Genomic DNA, 1,631 nt, shown 5'->3' on the forward strand with positions numbered 1-1,631 from the left:
TTGGTTTAGGGGAAGCACTGAAAGTGGGGGATTATGGGGTTGGCAGTCAAGCTGTAGGAGGAATCGGCGGACCAATCAGTCATGATGCAAATGATGCAATAACAACTGGTTGGTATGGGGCAGGTGGGTCTGGCGCAAAAAATTATTGGGCTGCCTATAGCCCTGTCATGGTCATGACGCGAACAGGCGGTGATGGTAGTGGCTCAATCGCACAATTTCAGGTGAGTGACGCTGCAATGGCTAATCGTGTTAGAGAAAGAAACAAATGGAGCGCGTGGAATATTGCTTGGTGTACAGGGAATACCACAGTTGTTGGCGGATTCATAAAAATAGCCTCCCCCATCATCAAAATCTGTAGCGACGGTAAATTTGAGACAAACGACGAATCAGAGGGTGCAATCGTTGAGCGTCTCTCTGAGGGCATTTATCTCATCAAAAATGTACTGGGATTCAATGCCGATGCCGCGTGGGGTGGTGCCGATGGGGGTGTTGAAATACCGTTATGCAAAAATAAATTGCCGCTGATTTGGGTAGATTACAAAGTGTTGCCTGACGGTTCCATCAAACTCATGACCTACCACCGTGAACACTCTGAGGCTCCCGTATTCGCCAGAAATACACGTGAAGGTTATGCTGACGGGGATTTGATTGATATTCCTCATGGTAGGTCTGTTTCTGTCAGGGTGCAAATGCCTGTGGATTCTATCTGGAACCAACGACAGAAGGAATTGACAGAGTAAACAAAGGGGCTGCGTGCCCCTCAAGTTATTCTGTCTTCTGCCTCAAGTTCCACACCGAATCTTCCGGCATCTGGACACGGACGTCCAGTCGAGTTCCTGCGGGTAAGTCACAGGGTTCATCATCGGTGTAATAAATCTGCTCTTTCGTACATTTCATGCGCCCGTTCTGTAACCGGGCGGGCATGTGGATGTTTTGTCGATGAGTAACCTTGATTTCAATGGCTCCATCCGGCAATACCTTATCCTCGACATACACTAACTCATTGCCGTTAACATCACGGGGAACACTGATACCGCCATGTACACCCCATGCACCATCTGAGTTATAGCCCAGAACACCGGTGATCCTGTAATGACCAAGGCCAAGTCTGGAGACTGTGGCACCCTCTGATTCGTCATTGGTGATAAATGTGCCGTCGGGGAAGATTTGGATGATAGGGGAAGATGGCCTCAGATAACCAGAGCCATCCCTAACGGTATTACCATAATGCCATACAGGAGTTATGTTATTGAATGTTGAACCATTACCATTTCTGAATGCTAAAAAATTCCCGGTGGAAATTAACTGCAAGTTGGCACCCATCCCAGATTCGTCATACCAACCTCTAGCATTAATTAGATTACCCATACCCCAATAGCCATGCGCGTTTGGCGTTAAATCTGCAATATTTACTAAACCGCATGTTAATCCAGTAGGCATTGCGGTCAGTTTATCCCGCTCACCTATCAGCGGATTGTTTCCAACCACATTCATCAACGACTTATAGGGTTCAGTCCTAAAATCTATCAAATCCTGATAGGCTAAATTCCGGCCATTATATTCAATATTGGTGGATTTTAATTTCAACGCTGTGAAGTTTCTCGCCTGCTCCACCGTTCCCGACAAACCAA

Annotated in this window: 2 protein-coding genes; one reads left to right on the forward strand and one right to left on the reverse strand. The window is 46.8% G+C overall.

The features are described from left to right. On the forward strand, positions 1 to 740 hold a 740-nt coding region (locus Xbed_RS20050), incomplete at its 5' end, for a phage tail fiber protein (RefSeq protein WP_208612282.1). 25 nt (positions 741 to 765) lie between these two features. Here the strand turns inward: Xbed_RS20050 and Xbed_RS20405 are convergent. Next, a partial coding sequence (locus tag Xbed_RS20405) for a phage tail fiber protein (protein ID WP_479688290.1) occupies positions 766 to 1,631 on the reverse strand: 866 nt, incomplete at its 5' end.

It is taken from the genome of Xenorhabdus beddingii (assembly GCF_002127545.1).
In the GTDB taxonomy this organism is placed as follows: domain Bacteria; phylum Pseudomonadota; class Gammaproteobacteria; order Enterobacterales; family Enterobacteriaceae; genus Xenorhabdus; species Xenorhabdus beddingii.